The organism is Pseudomonas sp. GD04015, from assembly GCF_029837675.1.
Taxonomy (GTDB): Bacteria; Pseudomonadota; Gammaproteobacteria; order Pseudomonadales; family Pseudomonadaceae; genus Aquipseudomonas; species Aquipseudomonas paralcaligenes.
This window is the reverse complement of record NZ_JAOEEE010000044.1, coordinates 19,236-35,831: the sequence shown is the minus strand read 5'-3', so window position 1 is coordinate 35,831 and position 16,596 is coordinate 19,236. Positions and strand designations below refer to the sequence as shown.

Here is a 16,596-nt window from a genome sequence, read left to right as displayed (position 1 = left end):
CGAAAGCGGGCTCAATATGGTGCGGACGGAGAGACTCGAACTCTCACACCTTGCGGCGCCAGAACCTAAATCTGGTGTGTCTACCAATTTCACCACGTCCGCGTGGTCATGCTCGAAACGAAAACGCCAGGCACGTGGCCTGGCGTTCTCTGGAATATGGGGTGGACGATGGGAATCGAACCCACGACACCAGGAGCCACAATCCTGTGCTCTACCAACTGAGCTACGCCCACCATATTGCAGTTGCTTGTGCCTGATTCGCCAATGGCGCACCCGGCAGGACTCGAACCTGCGACCATCCGCTTAGAAGGCGGATGCTCTATCCAGCTGAGCTACGGGCGCTTAATCATCTGCGAGCAGACTCTGAAGCTACAGCTTCAACCGTTTCCGGTCGTTGCCATCTTACCCAGCGTTTGGCTGTGCTCGACAAGCGGGGCGCATGTTATATAGCCAGCCTCTCAGCGTCAACAAGGGAACGAAAAAATTCCTGCTGGATAAAGGGCTTACGAAAATGCCCGGAGCATGCGCCTTTGCCCTGCCGGTCGCCCATGCGAGAATGGGCGCCATTTTCTCCACCTTTCCCATGGTTAAGCGAGCGTCATGACCGCAAAACTGATCGACGGCAAAGCCATTGCCGCCAGCCTCCGCCAGGATATCGCCAAACGCGTCAACGAGCGCCGCCAGCAGGGGCTGCGCGCGCCCGGCCTGGCCGTGATCCTGGTCGGCAGCGATCCGGCGTCCCAAGTCTATGTGTCGCACAAGCGCAAGGATTGCGAGGAGGTCGGCTTCGTCTCCGTGGCCCATGACCTGCCCGCCAGCACCACCCAGGGCGAACTGCTCGGCCTGATCGACCAGCTCAACCGCGACAGCGCCATCGACGGCATCCTGGTCCAGCTGCCGCTGCCGGCCCATCTGGACGCGTCGCAACTGCTCGAACGCATCAACCCGGACAAGGACGTGGACGGCTTCCACCCGTTCAACGTCGGCCGCCTGTCCCAGCGCATGCCGCTGCTGCGCCCGTGCACGCCGAAAGGCATCATGACGCTGCTGGAGAGCACCGGCGTGGACCTGCACGGCCAGCACGCCGTCGTGGTGGGCGCCTCCAACATCGTCGGCCGGCCCATGGCTCTCGAGCTGCTGCTCGCCGGCTGCACCGTGACCGTGACTCACCGCTTCACCCGCGACCTGCCAGGCCACGTGGCCCAGGCGGACATCGTGGTGGTGGCCGCCGGCAAGCCGGGCCTGGTCAAGGGCGAGTGGATCAAGGAAGGTGCCATCGTCATCGACGTGGGCATCAACCGCCAGGCCGACGGCAAGCTGGTGGGCGACGTGGAGTTCGACGTGGCCGCCGAGCGCGCCGGCTGGATCACTCCGGTGCCGGGCGGCGTCGGCCCCATGACCCGGGCCTGCCTGCTGGAGAACACCCTGTACGCGGCGGAGCACCTGCACGCCTGATCGCTATTCGGCGCCGATCCCTTCCGATGATCGGTCGGTATCCGCCGGGGACGTGCGTTGTCACAAGGGCAGGTACCTTGTTTCGGGAGTCCTGCCCATGCGCCGTCCGCTTGTTCTGATCGTGGCCCTGTTGCCCGGCATCTCCGCCTGGGCCCAGCCGCCCGGACTGCCCGGGACTTCCACGCCGCAGCCCTACGAGCGGCCGGAGGTGCGCAGCATCGAGCCTGCGCAACGCGACCGGCCGCCGCTGCTGGTCAATCCCCGGCCTCCCCGCGAGCCCTCGTCCGCTCCGCAGGTGCCGCAGGACAGGCCGCTGCCGCCCCTGGAAAGCGAGCGGCGCAGCCAGCAGCGGCGTCCCGCCGAATCCATCGACAAGCCCTGAGAATCGTCAGGCGGCCACCTGGCGTGGTCGCAGGAAGATCAGCGGCAGCGCGATCGACAGCGCGGCGGCGGTATTCAGGTAGGCATGCAGTCGCAGGTCGAAGTGGATGGAAATCGCACTGTCCAGCACGCACCAGACCAGCAGCGCGAGGAAGATCGTTGGCTTTATCTGTCGATGGCCGTGCCGGCGATAGAGCAACACCAGCAGGCTGAACAGCACGCCCCAGCTCGCCACGGTCGGTCCGAACAGCCCCACCATGGTGCGCAGCAGGGCCTGGAACTCCTCCGTTGGCGGCACGGCGGCGACGCTGGCGTAGAGATAGTCGAAGTAGGGGCGGGTGACCGGCAGATGGGCGGCGAAGGCGAGCGCTACGCCCAGGCCCGCGTGCCCGAGGCCGACTGCCATCAGCCAGCGATAGAGAAAGTTCTGCACGGGACGCTCAGAGGTTCTTCAGCGCCGCTTCCAGCGCGCCCGAGCAGATCATGATGCCGGCACCGTGGGACAGGCATTCGAACCGCTCCAGGTCCTCGCCCTTGCTGGCCATGCAGTTCTGTAGGGTCAGCGCCTTGTTGACATCGTCCAGCGCCTTCATGGCCTGCCCCAACTGGTCCTGGGTGATCTTGCCGTCCTTTCGGCGTTCGCGGGCGATGTCCTTCAGGTTGGGAATATCGACGGCGGTCCAGCGTATGGCTTCCCGGCACATCTCGCGCTGGGAGGTCGTCTGGTTGGAGGACGCCTCGCTCTGCTCGGTTTCCTGCGGCGCCACCGCCGGCTGCGCGCCGTCGCTGGAGTAGCCCTGGCGGATGTTGACGGTCTCGACCGGCTTTTCCGGCGTCGGTGGCTGGCTGCCGAAATGCTTCTGGCCGTTCTCGTCGACCCAGGTGTAAATCTGGGCCTGGAGTGGCAGGGCGCAGCACAGCAGGAGCAGCGGGAGAAGTCGGCGGGCGGGCATGCCATCGGTCCTTGAATGGGAAGGGTGAAGCACGATAGTCAGGCGCCGGCCGCTTGCCAAGCACTGTCCACGTCCAGCACCTTGAGCAGGAAGGCGTATTCCAGCGCCACGTCGCGCAGCGCCTGGTAGCGGCCGCTCATGCCGCCATGGCCGGCGCCCAGGTCGGTCTTGAGCAGCAGCAGATTGGTGTCGGTGCGGGTGGCGCGCAACTTCGCGACCCACTTGGCCGCTTCCCAGTACTGCACGCGGCTGTCGTTGTAGCCCGCCACGGCGAGGATCGCCGGGTAGTCCCTGGCCTGCACGTTCTCGTAGGGCGCGTAGCCCCTGATGCGCTCGTGAACCTCCGGCTGGTTGGGATCTCCCCACTCGTCGTACTCGGTCACGGTCAGCGGCAGGTCGGGGTTGAGCATGGTGTTGAGCACGTCGACGAAGGGCACTTCGGCGATGGCCGCGGCGAACAGCTCGGCGCGCTGGTTGAGCACCGCGCCGATCAGCAGGCCGCCGGCGCTGCCGCCGCTGATGGCGAGCTGTCCGGGCGTGGTCAGCCCGGCCTGGATCAGGTGCTCGGCGCAGGCGATGAAGTCGCCGAAGGTGTTCTGCTTGTGTTCCAGCTTGCCGGCGCGGTACCAGGCTTCGCCCAGCTCGCCGCCGCCGCGCACGTGGGCGATGGCGAAGGCGAAGCCGCGCTCCAGCAGGCTCAGGCGGGCATGGCTGAACCAGGGGTCAAGGCTCTCGCCGTAGGCGCCGTAGCCGTAGAGGTAGAGCGGCACGGGCCGGCCGGCGGAGAACACTTCCCGGCGCGCCACCAGGCTGATCGGCACCCGGGTGCCGTCGGCGGCGGTGGCCCACAGCCTACGGCTCTCGTAGGCGTCGGCGTCGAACGGGCCTTCCACCGGCGTCTGCTTGAGCACCCGCTGCTCGCCGCTGGCGAGGTTCAGCTGGCGCACTTGGGCGGGACGGTTGAGCGCCTCGTAGCGTAGGCGGATCGCCTCGCTGTGGAACTCCAGGCTGTCCTGCACGTGCAGGCTGTAGGCGGCGTCCGGCAGCTGCACGGGGTAGGGCGCGGCGGCGCGGGGGTGGACCTCGATGATCGGCAGGCCGCCCTCGCGCAGGCTGAGCACGAAGGCATCGCGGTTGAGGGTCAGGCCTTCGAGCATGCGCTGCGGATCATGGGCGATCAGCTCGTGCCAGTGCTCGCGGGTCGGCCGGTCTTCATCGGCGACGTACAGGGCGAAGTTGATGCCGGCCTGGTTGCTGCGCACGAACCAGGTCCAGCGGCCGTCCAGCAGGCCGTGGTCGACGTCGTATTCGTGGTCTTCCTGGCGCGGCGCCAGGCAGCGGAACTCGCCATTGGGCGTGTCGGCGTCCAGCACCCAGGCCTCGCTGGTGGTCTTGCTGCCGAGGCCGAGGATGAGCTGGCGCTCGGAGCTGGAGCGGTAGCAGCTGAGGAAGAAGCGCCCGTCGGCCTCCTCGAACACCTGCTCGGCGCCTTCGTCGCCCAGGCGGTGGCGATACAGGCGCCAGGGCCGGTGGGTGTCGTCCAGGGTGACGAAGAACAGGGTCTGGCTGTCGTTGGCCCAGGTCATCTGGCCGTCGCAGTCGTCGAACGGCAGTTCGTGCAGCAGGCCTGTGTCCAGTTCCCTGACGAACAGCCGGTAGATCTCGTCGCCGCTGGTGTCCAGGCTGTAGCCGAGCAGGCGGTGGTCCGGGCTGATGGTGAAGGCGCCGAGCGACAGGTAGCCGTCGCCGGCCAGGGCGTTGGGGTCGAGCAGCAGCTGCTCGGCCTGCTCGTTCACGGTCAGCGAGCCGTCGGCCGGGCGTGGGCAGCGGTAGTGGCGCGGGTATTCGTCGCCGGCGGTGGTGCGCTGGTAGTACAGCCAGGGGCCCCAGGGCACCGGCAGGGACAGGTCGGTCTCGCGGATGCGTCCCTTGATCTCTTGGAACAGGGTTTCGCGCAGTCCGGCCTGGTCGGCCAGCTGTGCCTCCAGGTAGGCGTTCTCGGCCTTGAGGTAGGCGAGCACCTCGTCGGTGTCGCGCTGTTCCAGCCAGCGGTAGGGGTCGGTGCCGGCTTCGCGGCGGGCGATGGGGGCGTCGGTCATGGTGGTTCTCGCTCGGGGCGACCGCAGGGAGGTCGGTGGCCGCAAAAGCCGTTATCATAAGCGCCCCTTTGCCGGCCAAGCCACGAAACACATGACCGAACAAGACTATCTGCTCGCCTGGGCCGTCTATGGCATCGCCGCGCTGGGTTGCCTGCTGGTGTGGTTCCGCATGACCGGCTGGATGTGGCGCTGGCTGCGCGAGCCGCTGCGCGTCGTGGTGGCCGTGCTGCTGCTGAGCCCGACCATCGTCGACCCGGCCAGGGAGCTGTTCGCGCCCGCCATCGCCGTCACCGCCATCGACCTGCTGTTCGAGGTGGGCAAGAACGCCTGGCGCGCGGTGGCCGACCTGGCCATCTACTGCCTGATCGCCCTCGGCGTGTGGCTGGTCTTCGCCGCCCTGCGCTGGCCGGTGGAGCGCTGGTGGGCGGGTCGCAAGGGGCCGCGCGCGGAGGCCGTGGAAGAAGACGAGCCGACACTGCGCGAGCTGATGGAGCGCGAGGAGCAGCACGACACCGACACCCGCTTCGATGCCCGTGGCGACCGGCGCCTGCGCATCGAGCCGCGTCTCTAGTCGTCGCTGCGAGCGCGAAGAGCGGCAAACAGCCTTTTCATGACGACACGCCGGGTTGCATGCCCTCCGGCTTGCGCTAGCATGGCCGCATGCCACGAGGAGAGCCCATGAGCTGCGTGTTCTGCGCCATCGCCGACGGTCATCTGCCGGCGCACGTCATCCACGAAGACGAACACTTTCTGGTGCTGCTGGACATCTTTCCGCTGCGCCCGTCCCACCTGCTGATCGTCGCCCGTGGCCACGCGCCGTTCCTGGCCGATCTGCCGGCGCCACCGCGCGAGGCGCTGCTGGCCCTGGCCGAGCGCATGGCCAGGGCGCTCTACCGCGAGCCCGGCGTGCTCGGCATCAACCTGCTGCTCAACGACGGTCCGGCCGCCAACCAGCACGTGCCGCACCTGCACCTGCACCTGATACCCCGCCGTAGCGGCGACCTGCCGGCGCTGTGCTGGCGCATCCTCACCCGTTTCCTCCCGCTCGGCCGCAAGCGCCTGGACGCGCGCCTGGCGCGCGAGGCGGAGCGGTTGCGCGGCGCATTGCTGGAGATCTGACGCATGTGCGAACTGCTCGGCATGAGCGCCAACGTACCCACCGACATCGTGTTCAGCTTCACCGGGCTGATGCAGCGGGGCGGCGGCACCGGGCCGCATCGTGATGGCTGGGGCATCGCCTTCTACGAGGGGCGCGGCCTGCGCCTGTTCCAGGACCCGACCGCCAGCGTCGGCTCGGAAGTCGCCAAGCTGGTGCAGCGCTATCCCATCAAGAGCGAGACGGTGATCGGCCACATCCGCCAGGCCAACGTCGGCCGGGTGTGCCTGGCCAACACCCATCCCTTTGTCCGCGAGCTGTGGGGACGCAACTGGTGCTTCGCCCACAACGGCCAGTTGGTGGGCTTCGCGCCGAGCTTCGACTTCTACCGGCCGGTGGGCGACACCGACAGCGAGGCGGCCTTCTGCGACCTGCTCAACCGGGTGCGTGCTGCCTTCCCCGAGCCGGTGCCGGTGGAAGTGCTGCTGCCGGTGCTGATCCAGGCGGCTCAGGACTATCGTGGTAAGGGCGTGTTCAACTGCCTGCTCAGCGACGGCGACTGGCTGTTCTGCTTCTGCTCGACCAAGCTGGCGCAGATCACCCGCCGCGCTCCCTTCGGCCCGGCGCGGCTGAAGGATGCCGACCTGACCGTCGACTTCCAGGCGGAGACCACGCCGAACGACGTGGTGACGGTGATCGCCACCGAGCCGCTGACCGACAACGAGCGCTGGAACCTGTTCCAGCCGGGGCAATGGAGCCTGTGGCGGCGGGGCGAGCGGGTGGCCCACGGACAGATGGGGGACTGAGGATGTTCAGGAGTTACTTGCGGCTGCTGGTGTTCGCCTTCGGCCTGCTGGTCGGGGTGCAGGTGCCGGGCTTCGTCGACGACTACGCCAAGCGTGTGGCCGCCCACCGCGCCGAGTCCGAGGAGAGCCTGCTGGGCTTCCGCGAGACCGCCGCGCGTTTCTTCAACGGCGACCTCAACGCCCTGGTCGCCCACTACCGCGCCAGCACCGACGAGGTGATGCGCAGCGACGCCAACAGCATCGGCCACCTGGTGGCGCGTTCCGAGCTGCTGGAGGCGGAGTGGTTGGCGATGCAGGGCCCATGGTATGCGCAGATCTGGCACCTGGCGACCGGCGCCGACCAGGCGCTGCTGCAGGAGACCTACGAGTCCTACACCTACCAGGTGCTGCTGGCGCCCCACGCGATCGCCTGGGGGCTCGGCGTGGCCCTGGCGCTGGCCTGGCTGGTGGAGCTGCTGGCGCTGGGCATCGGCTGGACGCTTGGGGTGGGGCGCCGGCACAAGCCGATCGCCTACGAGAAGCGCCACTGGCGCTGATGCAGAAAGAAGGCCCCTTCGGGGCCTTTTTATTGGCTATGTCCCCGTTGCGTGTTGTAGACGCTGCAGCTGCCTGCCCCTGGATTCCCGCCTACGCGGGAATGACGGTTCCGGAAGAAACTCCCTCCCTCCCTGCCTCGTCATCCCCGCGTAGGCGGGGATCCATAAGAGATCAGGACACTACAACCTCTGACGGGGACACAGCCTTTTTCATGGCTATGTACCCGTTACGTGTTGGAGGCGTAATTCTGCTCTTGTGGGAGCGGCTGGGGGCATTCCGATTGGCCGCGAAATTCGCGGATAAATCCGCTCCCACAAGGTGTATCTGATCGGGTCCGCCGTCGTAGGGTGCGCTGTGCGCACCAGAGATTCCTACGACAATGGTCCCGGTGCGCATGGCGCACCCTACGGGTTGTGTAGGGCGGGTGAAACCCGCGAGCGGGTTATGCGGGTTTCACCCGCCCTACCTTCAGGCCTGTTTGCCGTGGGCGGCGGCGGCCAGTTGGCTGGCGTCCACCCGCACGAAGACGGAGTCGCCCACGGCGGTCAGCAGGTCGCCCGCATAGATTTCGCAGATCACTCGGGTCTTGCGCCCCGGCTCGCCCTCGACCCGGGCGCGCAGCTGCAGCGGCACGCCCATGGGCGTCGGCTTGATGAACTTGATGCCGAGGTTGCCGGTGACGCACTCGACGCGCGGCAGGCTGCCGGGCTCGCGGCCTTCGGCGCGGTAGTGCCAGGCCATGGCGGTCCAGTTGGAGTGGCAGTCCACCAGCATGGCGATCAGCCCGCCGTAGACCAGCTCCGGCCAGCCGCAGTGCATGGGGTCTGGCTGGTGTTCGGCCACCACGTGCACGCTGTCTTCGTGCCAGCGGCTCTTGATGTGCAGGCCGTGGGGGTTACGGCCGCCGCAACCGTAGCAGACGCCGTCCGGCGCGGCGGCGTCCTGTAGGGAAAGGTCTTGCATGGTTGGTTCGTTCCAGAAGAGACCGGCCAAGCCTAGCGGCTTTCGCCACGAAGCAGAACGGGCCACATGGGCCCGTTCGTGTGTCACTTGGAGAGGAACCTCATCCCTTCCTCCAGTCCCCGCAGCGTCAGCGGGTGCATCTGGTCGTTGATCAGCTCGCGGACGATGTTGGTCGAGGCGGTGTAGTTCCAGGCGTCCTTGGGGTAGGGGTTGATCCAGATGAGCTTCTTGTACTTCTCCATGAAGCGCTTCATCCAGACGTAGCCGGCTTCCTCGTTCCAGTGCTCGACGCTGCCGCCGGGCTGGGTGATCTCGTAGGGCGCCATGGCGGCGTCGCCGACGAAGATGATCTTCCAGTCCGGGCCGTACTTGTGCAGCAGGTCGAGGGTGGAGAAGCGCTCGCTGGTGCGGCGCAGGTTGTTCTTCCACACGCTCTCGTAGACGAAGTTGTGGAAGTAGAAGTATTCGAGGTGCTTGAACTCGGTCTTGCACGCCGAGAACAGTTCCTCGCACACCTTGACGTGGGCGTCCATGGAGCCGCCGATGTCGAACAGCAGCAACAGCGTCACCGTGTTGCGCCGCTCCGGACGCATCTGAATGTTGAGCAGACCGGCGTCCTTGGCGGTGTGGTCGATGGTGCCGGCCAGGTCGAATTCCTCGGCAGCGCCTTCGCGGGCGAACTTGCGCAGGCGGCGCAGGGCCACCTTGATGTTGCGGGTGCCCAGCTCGACCTGGTCGTCGAGGTTCTTGTACTCGCGCTGGTCCCACACCTTGGCGGCCTTGCCCTGGCGCTTGCCGGCGTCGCCGACGCGGATACCCTCGGGGTTGTAGCCGCCGGAGCCGAACGGGCTGGTGCCGCCGGTGCCGATCCACTTGTTGCCGCCGGCGTGGCGTTCCTTCTGTTCTTCGAGGCGCTTCTTGAATTCCTCGATCAGCTTGTCCAGGCCGCCGAGGGACTGAATCTGCGCGCGCTCCTCGTCGGTCAGGTGGCGCTCGAACTCTTTGCGCAGCCAGTCTTCGGGGATCAGCGCCTCGATGTGCTCGTTGAGATTCTCCAGGCCCTTGAAGTAGGCGCCGAAGGCTCGGTCGAACTTGTCGAAGTGGCGCTCGTCCTTCACCAAGATCGCCCGGGCGAGGTAGTAGAACTCGTCCATGTCGGCGAACACGACGTTGTGCTTGAGCGCGTTGATCAGGTCGAGCAGCTCGCGTACCGAGACCGGCACTTTGGCCGCGCGCATTTCGTTGAACAGGTTGAGCAGCATGGCTGCAGCCTCGTGTTATCGGTGGAGCCTCAGGAGCGGGACTCCTGGGGCAGGCCGTCGGCGATCTGGTACCAGTCGGCCTTGGATTCGGGAAAGATGTGCTTCTGCGGGATGGCGCCCAGCGTCGTGTCCAGCGTGCCCAGGGCGACGGACAGCCACTCCGGGTGCGGATGCTCGGCGAACCATTGCAGGGTCGTGCCGCAGTCCCGACAGAAGGTCCGGCTCACGCCGGGCGAGGAGTGGTAGGTCGCGACCTGGTCCTCGCCTGCGGTGAAGCGGAAGTGCTCGCGACGCACGTTGCCATAGCTGCCGAACGCCGCGCCGTGCGCCTTGCGGCACATCGAGCAGTGGCAGTGGCTGGCGGACGCGATGGGCGCGTCGATCTCGTACTTCACCGCGCCGCACAGGCAGCTTCCGCGATGCATGCGTGGCCCCTCTTGCTGGTGGCCCGCCAGCGGCGGGCGTTACGGCCTCAGCGCGACGCGCGGCGGGCCATGAAGGCCAGGCGTTCGAGCAGCTGCACGTCCTGCTCGTTCTTGACCAGGGCGCCGGCCAGCGGCGGGATGGCCTTGGTCGGGTCGCGCTCGCGCAGCACGGCCTCGCCGATGTTGTCGGCCATCAGCAGCTTCAGCCAGTCGACCAGTTCGCTGGTGGAAGGCTTCTTCTTCAGGCCCGGCACCTTGCGCACGTCGAAGAACACGTCGAGCGCCTCGGCCACCAGCTCGCCGCTGATGTTCGGGTAGTGCACGTCGACGATGCGCTTGAGGGTCTCGCGGTCGGGGAAGGCGATGTAGTGGAAGAAGCAGCGGCGCAGGAAGGCGTCCGGCAGTTCCTTCTCGTTGTTCGAGGTGATGATGATGATCGGGCGCTGCTTGGCCTTGATCGTCTCGTCGGTCTCGTAGACGTAGAACTCCATCTTGTCGAGTTCCTGCAGCAGGTCGTTGGGGAACTCGATGTCGGCCTTGTCGATCTCGTCGATCAGCAGGATCACGCGCTCGTCGGACTCGAACGCCTCCCACAGCTTGCCTTTCTTGATGTAGTTGCGCACGTCGTGGACCTTGTCCGAATCCAGCTGCGAGTCGCGCAGGCGGCTGACCGCGTCGTACTCGTACAGGCCCTGGTGCGCCTTGGTGGTGGACTTGATGTGCCAGGTGATCAGCTTGGCGCCGAAGGCCTGGGCCAGCTGCTCGGCGAGCATGGTCTTGCCGGTACCCGGTTCGCCCTTGACCAGCAGCGGGCGCTGCAGGGTGATGGCGGCGTTGACCGCGAGCTTCAGGTCGTCGGTGGCGACGTAGGACTGGGTGCCTTCGAACTTCATCTGGGAATCCTCGGACGGGCGCACGGCGGGCGCGGCCGGCTGGTTCGGTGTGTGATGTAAGGCTCGACTATAACGCGCGCCACGGTGAACTGTGAACGCAGACGCGCCATTCAGTCACTGAATGGCGGGTCAGGGTGTCGCCGGTTACGAATCTCTCTTAATGACAAGCGTGCTTTACATCTGCGGTCGACGAATGTTAAGTTTGCTTTACATCAACCGGAGAGTCCCATCCATGAACATCGCTGCCCGTCGCTACGTCATTTCCTGTTCCTCGCTGATGCTGGTGTATGCCGCGCTGGTCGCCCTGATCAGCTGGGGCGTGGACCTGCAGCAACTGCCCTACGCCCTGCGGGTAATCGCCGCGGCGTCGCCGGCGATACCGCTGCTGGCCTCGCTCTACGTGTTCGACCGCTATATGCGCAGCGAGCCGGACGAGTTCCTGCGCTTCCTGATGTCGCGCGCCGCGCTGCTGGCCGGTGGCGCGGTGGTCGGCCTGCTCACCGCCTGGGGCTTTCTCGAACAGTACGCCGGCTGGCCGCGTTTCCCGCTGATCCTGGCGTTCCCCGCCTTCTGGGCTGCTTATGCCTTCACCTCCACCCTGGTCCGCTGGCGCTACGCCTGAGGAGAGCCGCCATGCACAATCGCCTGAAGGAGCTGCGGGCCGAGCGGGGCTGGAGCCAGTCGGAGCTGGCCCAGCGGCTGGAGGTGTCGCGGCAGAGCGTCAACGCCATCGAGACCGGCAAGTACGACCCGAGCCTGCCGCTGGCCTTCCGCATCGGCCGGGTGTTCGGGTTGCCCATCGAGGCCATTTTCAGCGACGAGGTCACGAGCTAGGCGGCGCGTTCTCGTAGCGTGCGTTGAAGGCCTGGATGAAGCCGTTGCGCAGGATCGAGAGGAAGGCCTGGAGGGGGCTGACGTTCTGGTCGCGGACGCTGCCGGACAGCTCCACCCGGGTGGCGAACTGGTTCTTCTGCTGGTTCTTCAGCACCGTCTCGCTGCCGCCGACCAGGGCTTCCCAGATCGAGCGGAAGAAGCCCTTGTCCTGGTCCTGCACGTCCTGCCGCCAGTTGAACACATCGACGTCGCGCAGCAGCGGCTTGATGTAGCCGTCGAGCTGGCCGTTCTCGGCGCTGGCCTCGATCACCACGTCGCCGTTGCCGGCGTTGAAGTCGAACTTGCCGTAGGCGGAGGAGAAGTCGTTGAGCCGGCGCAGCTCGATGTCGGTGGCGCGCACGCGGAATTCGAAGTCCTGGAAGTTCTCGAACGGGTCGAACACCGCCGTCGCCTCCAGCGGGGCGTGGTCGAGCAGCAGGGCCTTGCCCTCGAAGCGGGCGACCCGCTCGCCGCGTTCGTCGGCGACGTTGGTCAGGTTGTACAGGCTGGCGTTGACGTCGCTGGCGTACATGTTCACCGGCGGGTCCGAGGTGAAGTTGCGGAAGCTGATGCGGCCGTTCACCACGCGGATTTCGTCGAGGGTGATCGGCAGGAGTTTCTCCAGCTGCTCGCGCCAGTCCACCCCGGCGCCGGTCTGGCTGTCGTCGCCGCTCTCGCCGCCGTCGACGAAGTTCAGCTGAGGGCTCTCGAAGATCACCCGGGCCACCACGCCGTGGTCGTACCAGAGCGCGTGCCAGCTCACCGACAGGTCGATGGAGGGCGCGTCGAGCAGCGGCACCGGCACGTCGCCGTCGGCCTTGGCGATCACCAGGCCGTCGATGCGGTAGGCGCCGCGCCACCAGGCCAGGTCCACGTCGGCGATCTGCCCGCGGTACTCGCCCATGTCCGCCAGCTTGGCGTTGAGGTAGTCGCGGATGAAGATGGGCAGGGTCAGGTGCAGGATCAGCAGCACGGCGACCAGGCCGAGGACGATGTAGAGGGGCAGGCTGTAGCGGCGTTTCATCGGTGGCATCCGTCGCAGCAGGTGTTTCCGGTGGACCGCCGAGCGAGACGCGGAGTTCGACCGGCGTGCGCTGGACGATCTCTCTTGCCAGGCTTAGGCTGTTTGCCCTCGGTTATCGAAAGGACAACGACCATGAGCCGCATCTACACCGACAACGCCCAGTCCATCGGCAACACGCCGCTGGTGCAGATCAACCGCCTGGGCCCCAAGGGTGTCACCATCCTGGCGAAGATCGAGGGGCGCAACCCCGGCTACTCGGTCAAGTGCCGCATCGGCGCCAACATGATCTGGGACGCTGAGTCGCGCGGCGTGCTCAAGCCGGGCATGACCCTGGTCGAGCCGACCTCCGGCAACACCGGCATCGGCCTGGCCTTCGTCGCCGCCGCCCGCGGCTACAAGCTGATCCTGACCATGCCCGCCTCCATGAGTCTGGAGCGGCGCAAGGTGCTCAAGGCCCTCGGCGCCGAGCTGGTGCTGACCGAGCCGGCCAAGGGCATGAAGGGCGCCATCGAGAAGGCCGCCGAGATCGCCGCGTCCGATCCCGCCAAGTACTTCCAGCCGCAGCAGTTCGACAACCCGGCCAACCCGGCCATCCACGAGAAGACCACCGGGCCGGAAATCTGGAACGACACCGACGGCGCGGTCGACGTGCTGGTGGCCGGCGTCGGCACTGGCGGCACCATCACCGGCGTTTCGCGCTACATCAAGCAGCAGCGCCACAAGCCGATCCTGTCGGTGGCGGTCGAGCCGATCGCCTCGCCGGTGATCAGCCAGACCCTGGCCGGCGAGGAGGTCAAGCCGAGCCCGCACAAGATCCAGGGCATCGGCGCCGGCTTCGTGCCGAAGAACCTCGACCTGTCGGTGGTCGACCGCGTCGAGCAGGTGGGCGACGACGAGTCCAAGGCCATGGCCCTGCGCCTGATGCAGGAAGAGGGCATCCTCTGCGGCATCTCCTGCGGCGCCGCCATGGTCGCCGCCGTGCGGCTGGCCGAGAGGCCGGAGATGCAGGGCAAGACCATCGTGGTGATCCTGCCGGACTCCGGCGAGCGCTATCTGTCGAGCATGCTGTTCAGCGACCTGTTCACCGAGCAGGAACTGCAGCAGTAACGCCCTGACGCGCGGCGGCTCATATCCGGGTCGCCGCGTCGTTCTCGTAGCGGTTGGCGATGTAGCTCACGCCGTGGCGGATCAGCGGCGGCGCCTCGCCGCTGTGCAGCAGGCCGACCGCGTCGACGATCGCCTGGTCGGCCAGCGTCATGCGGTCGAGCATGCGCAGGTGCTGCAGCCAGCTCTCCACCACCAGCGTCTCCTGCCAGATTTCCTGATCGGCCGCGTCGCGGAACAGCGACCAGCGCTGCGCCCCGTTGCGCAGGCGCAGCCGTCGCAGCTCCTGCATGGCGCGCACGAAGTCGCGGGTGCGCTCGGCGGGGATGCGGTACTCGATGGTCACCAGCACCGCGCCCCGGTCCGGGTCGAAGGCGAACGCCGGCATGCCGGGCAGGGTGCTCTGTGCGCGGCGCATGCTGCCCACCTCCAGTTCCGGCAGGCGCGAGTGGTAGAGCAGGAAGGCGCAGGCCACCATCAGGCAGCCCGCCGCCAGCAGCGCGCCCTGCGGCCCCATGTTCTCGGCCAGATGGCCCCAGAGAAACGAACCCAGCGCCAGGCCGCCGTACAGCGCCGTCTGGTACAGCGCCAGGGCGCGTGCCTTGACCCAGTCCGGCACCAGTATCTGCACCGAGGAGTTGTAGGTGGCGACCGCGGCGATCCAGCAGGCGCCGCCGATCAGCAGGGCGGGGAAGATCAGCCACAGGTTGTCCAGCGCGCCGAGCGCCAGCATCACCAGGCCCATGGTGAAGCCCGCCAGGCTGATCAGCCGGCTGCGCCCCCAGGCGCGCGCGCCACGGTTGACCAGCAGGCTGCCGAGGATCGCCCCGACGCCAAGGGCGCCGAGCATGTAGCCGTACACCGTGGCGCCGCCGTCCGGGTTGCGGTGTGCCAGCACCGGCAGCAGCGCCCACACGGCGCTGGCGGAGAGGCCGAAGGAGAAGGAGCGCAGCATCACCAGGCGGGTGACGCTGGAGTGCTGGGTGAAGCGCAGCGCCGCCACCACGCCCTGGGCCAGGTGCTCCGGCGGCAGGGTGCGCACCGGCACGGCGCGGCGCCAGGCCCAGATCGCCCAGATCAGGCCGACGTAGCACAGGCAGTTGAACAGGAAGATCCAGGGCGCGCCCACCAGGCTCAGCATCAGGCCGCCCAGGGCCGGGCCGGCGGCGCGGGCGACGTTGAAGTTGACGCTGTTGAGCAGCACGGCGTTGCCGACCATGCCGCCCGGCACCTGCTCGCTCACCGCCGCCTGCCAGGCCGGCACGGTGATCGAGCCGCCGATGGAGATCCACAGGATCGAGACGATCAGCAGGATCGGGTCGAGGTAGCCGAGGAAGGCGATCACGCTGAGGAAGATGGCGCCGCTCATCTCGAAGGCCAGGCCGGCGAGCATGATCTTGCGCCGGTCGTGGTTGTCGGCCATCACCCCGGAAACGATCGACAGCAGCACCAGGGGCAGGGTGGCGGCGACCTGGATCATCGCCACCAGCAGCGGGCCGGCGTGGGCCTCGGTGACTACCCAGGCGGCGGCTACCGACTGCGCCCAGGTGCCCAGGTTGGCGAACAGGTTGGCGACCCAGATGATGCGGAAGGCGCGGATCGTGAAGGGGCTGAGCAGGTGGTGGTGCTTGTCTGCCTCGGGCTCCCGGGGCAGGTCGTTCTTCGGCGAGACGGACTGCAGCATGCGAGTTTCCTTGCGTGGCCGGCCGCCGCCCGGGCGGCCCTGCATCGTCTCTGAGTGTAGAAGCCCGCCTGGGTTCAGGCCCGCGCCGCCACGCTGGCGCGCTCAGGGCGCACCACCAGCCACAGGGCCACGCCGATCAGCGCGCAGCCCGGCAGGTAGGCCCAGCTCAGCGGCTCGCCGAGCAGCAGGGCGCCCCACAGCACGCCGAACGGCGGGATCAGGAAGGTGGTGGTGGACGCCTTGATTGGCCCGACGTCAGCCAGCAGGCGGAAGTACAGGACATAGGCGAAGGCGGTGCAGACCAGCCCCAGCGCGGCCAGCGACAGCCACACCTCGGGTCCGCCCCAGCTGGCCGGCGGCTGCCAGGCCAGGCTGCCGGCGAACAGCGGCAGCTGGAACAGGCTGGCACCGAGCAGGCTGGCGAAGGCGGTCAGGCGGTTGTCCAGGCCGCCCTGCTGGCCGATCCAGCTGCGGGTGAGGAAGCCGGCGAAGCCGTAGCAGGTGGTGGCCACCAGGCACGCAGCGGCGCCCAGCAGCAGCGGCAGGTCGAAGTCCACCGGGCCGGTGCGGGTCAGCACCGCCACGCCGAACAGGCCGAGGGCGACGCCGGCGGCCTTGCTCGCGGTCATCGCTTCGCTGAAGAACAGCGCGCCGATCAGCACGCCCATCAGCGGCGTGGTGGCGTTGAAGATCGAGGAATAGCCGGCCGGCAGCACCAGCGCCGCCAGGCAATACATCACCGAGGGCAGGCCGGCGTTGATCACCCCCAGCGCCAGGCAGGCGCGGAACTTGCCGCGGAAGTCCCATGCCGGGCGCAGCACCAGCAGGATCGCCAGCAGCCCCAGCGCGCCGAGACTGGCGCGGAAGAAGGCGGTGGGCAGGCTGCCGAGCACCGGCACGGCGATGCGCATGAACAGGAAGCTGGCGCCCCAGATGGCGGCGAGCAGCAGCAGGCGGAACAGGTCGGCGGGTCGCATCGCGGGCTCCTGGCGGGAGCGCCCAGATTACGCGGCTCCCCGCCGCGCGCAATCCGCAGCTGAC

Annotated in this window: 19 protein-coding genes and 3 tRNA genes; 9 read left to right on the top strand and 13 right to left on the bottom strand. The window is 67.5% G+C overall.

Features of this window, described 5'->3' with window-relative positions; translation table 11 throughout:
- Window positions 1-17 precede the first annotated feature (17 nt).
- The 3 genes from N7640_RS23425 to N7640_RS23415 form a co-directional block, all read right to left on the bottom strand.
- A tRNA-Leu gene (locus N7640_RS23425) sits at window positions 18-102 on the bottom strand.
- Window positions 103-157: 55 nt separating this feature from the next.
- A tRNA-His gene (locus tag N7640_RS23420) sits at window positions 158-233 on the bottom strand.
- A 32-nt stretch (window positions 234-265) separates the two neighbouring features.
- A tRNA-Arg gene (locus tag N7640_RS23415) sits at window positions 266-342 on the bottom strand.
- A gap of 258 nt (window positions 343-600) precedes the next feature.
- Between N7640_RS23415 and folD the strand changes: the two genes are divergently transcribed.
- Entirely contained in the window at window positions 601-1,455 is an 855-nt protein-coding gene (gene folD / locus N7640_RS23410) for a bifunctional methylenetetrahydrofolate dehydrogenase/methenyltetrahydrofolate cyclohydrolase FolD (protein ID WP_220815585.1), read from the top strand.
- A gap of 97 nt (window positions 1,456-1,552) precedes the next feature.
- Window positions 1,553-1,837, top strand: a complete 285-nt coding sequence (locus tag N7640_RS23405; protein ID WP_279905911.1) for a hypothetical protein — start codon at window positions 1,553-1,555, stop codon at window positions 1,835-1,837.
- 6 nt (window positions 1,838-1,843) lie between these two features.
- On the opposite strand, the gene N7640_RS23400 is transcribed toward N7640_RS23405, so the two are convergent.
- The 3 genes from N7640_RS23400 to N7640_RS23390 are packed head-to-tail and all read right to left on the bottom strand — an operon-like array spanning window position 1,844 to window position 4,888.
- On the bottom strand, window positions 1,844-2,269 hold the full coding sequence (locus N7640_RS23400) for a hypothetical protein (protein WP_279905910.1): 426 nt from the start codon (window positions 2,267-2,269) through the stop codon (window positions 1,844-1,846).
- A gap of 7 nt (window positions 2,270-2,276) precedes the next feature.
- Window positions 2,277-2,789: a DUF4124 domain-containing protein gene (locus N7640_RS23395; protein ID WP_279905909.1), complete on the bottom strand. Its 513-nt coding sequence runs from the start codon at window positions 2,787-2,789 to the stop codon at window positions 2,277-2,279.
- Window positions 2,790-2,827: 38 nt separating this feature from the next.
- Window positions 2,828-4,888 (bottom strand): S9 family peptidase, encoded by a 2,061-nt coding sequence (locus tag N7640_RS23390; protein ID WP_279905908.1) that lies wholly within the window; start codon window positions 4,886-4,888, stop codon window positions 2,828-2,830.
- Between the two features lie 91 nt (window positions 4,889-4,979).
- Between N7640_RS23390 and N7640_RS23385 the strand changes: the two genes are divergently transcribed.
- From N7640_RS23385 to N7640_RS23370, 4 genes are all read left to right on the top strand, one after another.
- A complete protein-coding gene (locus tag N7640_RS23385; RefSeq protein WP_220815590.1) occupies window positions 4,980-5,459 on the top strand; it encodes an MFS transporter in 480 nt (159 codons plus the stop codon).
- A gap of 107 nt (window positions 5,460-5,566) precedes the next feature.
- Entirely contained in the window at window positions 5,567-6,007 is a 441-nt protein-coding gene (locus N7640_RS23380; RefSeq protein WP_279905907.1) for an HIT family protein, read from the top strand.
- A gap of 3 nt (window positions 6,008-6,010) precedes the next feature.
- Complete coding sequence (locus tag N7640_RS23375; RefSeq protein ID WP_220815592.1) at window positions 6,011-6,790, top strand: class II glutamine amidotransferase; 780 nt, start codon at window positions 6,011-6,013, stop codon at window positions 6,788-6,790.
- A 2-nt stretch (window positions 6,791-6,792) separates the two neighbouring features.
- Window positions 6,793-7,326 carry a DUF2937 family protein gene (locus N7640_RS23370; RefSeq protein ID WP_279905906.1) on the top strand — a complete coding sequence of 178 codons (534 nt, stop codon included), beginning with the start codon at window positions 6,793-6,795 and terminating at the stop codon, window positions 7,324-7,326.
- A 469-nt stretch (window positions 7,327-7,795) separates the two neighbouring features.
- On the opposite strand, the gene N7640_RS23365 is transcribed toward N7640_RS23370, so the two are convergent.
- The 4 genes from N7640_RS23365 to N7640_RS23350 form a co-directional block, all read right to left on the bottom strand.
- A complete protein-coding gene (locus N7640_RS23365) occupies window positions 7,796-8,290 on the bottom strand; it encodes a PaaI family thioesterase (protein WP_279905905.1) in 495 nt (164 codons plus the stop codon).
- Between the two features lie 83 nt (window positions 8,291-8,373).
- Complete coding sequence (locus N7640_RS23360) at window positions 8,374-9,552, bottom strand: VWA domain-containing protein (protein ID WP_279905904.1); 1,179 nt, start codon at window positions 9,550-9,552, stop codon at window positions 8,374-8,376.
- Window positions 9,553-9,581: 29 nt separating this feature from the next.
- Complete coding sequence (locus tag N7640_RS23355) at window positions 9,582-9,977, bottom strand: GFA family protein (protein WP_279905903.1); 396 nt, start codon at window positions 9,975-9,977, stop codon at window positions 9,582-9,584.
- Between the two features lie 47 nt (window positions 9,978-10,024).
- Complete coding sequence (locus N7640_RS23350; protein WP_220815597.1) at window positions 10,025-10,870, bottom strand: MoxR family ATPase; 846 nt, start codon at window positions 10,868-10,870, stop codon at window positions 10,025-10,027.
- 232 nt (window positions 10,871-11,102) lie between these two features.
- On the opposite strand from N7640_RS23350, the gene N7640_RS23345 reads away from it, so the two are divergent.
- Window positions 11,103-11,492: a hypothetical protein gene (locus tag N7640_RS23345; protein ID WP_220815598.1), complete on the top strand. Its 390-nt coding sequence runs from the start codon at window positions 11,103-11,105 to the stop codon at window positions 11,490-11,492.
- An 11-nt stretch (window positions 11,493-11,503) separates the two neighbouring features.
- The gene (locus tag N7640_RS23340; RefSeq protein ID WP_220815599.1) at window positions 11,504-11,704 is read left to right on the top strand and encodes a helix-turn-helix transcriptional regulator; all 201 of its coding nucleotides are present in this window, start codon (window positions 11,504-11,506) and stop codon (window positions 11,702-11,704) included.
- On the opposite strand, the gene N7640_RS23335 is transcribed toward N7640_RS23340, so the two are convergent.
- The gene (locus N7640_RS23335) at window positions 11,694-12,767 is read right to left on the bottom strand and encodes a DUF748 domain-containing protein (RefSeq protein WP_279905902.1); all 1,074 of its coding nucleotides are present in this window, start codon (window positions 12,765-12,767) and stop codon (window positions 11,694-11,696) included. The genes N7640_RS23340 and N7640_RS23335 overlap by 11 nt on opposite strands.
- A 132-nt stretch (window positions 12,768-12,899) precedes the next feature.
- Here N7640_RS23335 and cysK point away from each other — a divergent pair, with 132 nt between their 5' ends.
- Window positions 12,900-13,874, top strand: coding sequence for a cysteine synthase A (gene cysK, locus N7640_RS23330; RefSeq protein ID WP_220815601.1), 975 nt, complete (start codon window positions 12,900-12,902; stop codon window positions 13,872-13,874).
- A gap of 19 nt (window positions 13,875-13,893) precedes the next feature.
- On the opposite strand, the gene N7640_RS23325 is transcribed toward cysK, so the two are convergent.
- Window positions 13,894-15,555, bottom strand: coding sequence for an MFS transporter (locus N7640_RS23325; RefSeq protein WP_279905901.1), 1,662 nt, complete (start codon window positions 15,553-15,555; stop codon window positions 13,894-13,896).
- Between the two features lie 74 nt (window positions 15,556-15,629).
- Complete coding sequence (locus N7640_RS23320; RefSeq protein WP_279905900.1) at window positions 15,630-16,532, bottom strand: DMT family transporter; 903 nt, start codon at window positions 16,530-16,532, stop codon at window positions 15,630-15,632.
- Window positions 16,533-16,596 lie beyond the last annotated feature (64 nt).

What these genes read in the sequence shown, in the direction of transcription:
- N7640_RS23350 (WP_220815597.1), bottom strand. Translation starts at nt 10,870, where the DNA reads ATGAAGTTCGAAGGCACCCAGTCCTACGTCGCCACCGACGACCTGAAG.
- N7640_RS23340 (WP_220815599.1), top strand. Translation starts at nt 11,504, where the DNA reads ATGCACAATCGCCTGAAGGAGCTGCGGGCCGAGCGGGGCTGGAGCCAG.
- N7640_RS23325 (WP_279905901.1), bottom strand. Translation starts at nt 15,555, where the DNA reads ATGCTGCAGTCCGTCTCGCCGAAGAACGACCTGCCCCGGGAGCCCGAG.
- N7640_RS23385 (WP_220815590.1), top strand. Translation starts at nt 4,980, where the DNA reads ATGACCGAACAAGACTATCTGCTCGCCTGGGCCGTCTATGGCATCGCC.
- N7640_RS23335 (WP_279905902.1), bottom strand. Translation starts at nt 12,767, where the DNA reads ATGAAACGCCGCTACAGCCTGCCCCTCTACATCGTCCTCGGCCTGGTC.
- N7640_RS23345 (WP_220815598.1), top strand. Translation starts at nt 11,103, where the DNA reads ATGAACATCGCTGCCCGTCGCTACGTCATTTCCTGTTCCTCGCTGATG.
- cysK (WP_220815601.1), top strand. Translation starts at nt 12,900, where the DNA reads ATGAGCCGCATCTACACCGACAACGCCCAGTCCATCGGCAACACGCCG.
- N7640_RS23355 (WP_279905903.1), bottom strand. Translation starts at nt 9,977, where the DNA reads ATGCATCGCGGAAGCTGCCTGTGCGGCGCGGTGAAGTACGAGATCGAC.
- N7640_RS23405 (WP_279905911.1), top strand. Translation starts at nt 1,553, where the DNA reads ATGCGCCGTCCGCTTGTTCTGATCGTGGCCCTGTTGCCCGGCATCTCC.
- N7640_RS23320 (WP_279905900.1), bottom strand. Translation starts at nt 16,532, where the DNA reads ATGCGACCCGCCGACCTGTTCCGCCTGCTGCTGCTCGCCGCCATCTGG.
- N7640_RS23370 (WP_279905906.1), top strand. Translation starts at nt 6,793, where the DNA reads ATGTTCAGGAGTTACTTGCGGCTGCTGGTGTTCGCCTTCGGCCTGCTG.
- N7640_RS23365 (WP_279905905.1), bottom strand. Translation starts at nt 8,290, where the DNA reads ATGCAAGACCTTTCCCTACAGGACGCCGCCGCGCCGGACGGCGTCTGC.
- folD (WP_220815585.1), top strand. Translation starts at nt 601, where the DNA reads ATGACCGCAAAACTGATCGACGGCAAAGCCATTGCCGCCAGCCTCCGC.
- N7640_RS23390 (WP_279905908.1), bottom strand. Translation starts at nt 4,888, where the DNA reads ATGACCGACGCCCCCATCGCCCGCCGCGAAGCCGGCACCGACCCCTAC.
- N7640_RS23395 (WP_279905909.1), bottom strand. Translation starts at nt 2,789, where the DNA reads ATGCCCGCCCGCCGACTTCTCCCGCTGCTCCTGCTGTGCTGCGCCCTG.
- N7640_RS23375 (WP_220815592.1), top strand. Translation starts at nt 6,011, where the DNA reads ATGTGCGAACTGCTCGGCATGAGCGCCAACGTACCCACCGACATCGTG.
- N7640_RS23360 (WP_279905904.1), bottom strand. Translation starts at nt 9,552, where the DNA reads ATGCTGCTCAACCTGTTCAACGAAATGCGCGCGGCCAAAGTGCCGGTC.
- N7640_RS23380 (WP_279905907.1), top strand. Translation starts at nt 5,567, where the DNA reads ATGAGCTGCGTGTTCTGCGCCATCGCCGACGGTCATCTGCCGGCGCAC.